A 233-nucleotide genomic window follows, 5' to 3' on the forward strand; every position below is an offset into this window, starting at 1 on the left:
CGGCAGCCCTCGGCGCGACATTCGTCGGAATGCAGGCATTCGAATGGACCAAACTGATCAGGGAAGGCGTTCGTCCCTGGGAGAACCCTTGGGGCGCAGCGCAATTCGGGTCGTCCTTCTTCATGATCACGGGCTTTCACGGCACCCATGTGTCGATCGGGGCCCTGTTCCCCCTGATCATGGCACGCACAGTGTGGCGGGGGGCCTTCGATCAGGAAAGGCGGGGATTTTTC

1 protein-coding gene is annotated in these 233 nt (G+C 61.4%); it reads left to right on the forward strand.

The genetic code is table 11. The features are described 5' to 3' along the window. On the forward strand, positions 1-233 hold a 233-nt coding region (locus ACPYOJ_RS37020), incomplete at both ends, for a cytochrome c oxidase subunit 3 (protein ID WP_481420633.1).

The organism is Rhizobium sp. SVR5-9E, assembly GCF_056755095.1.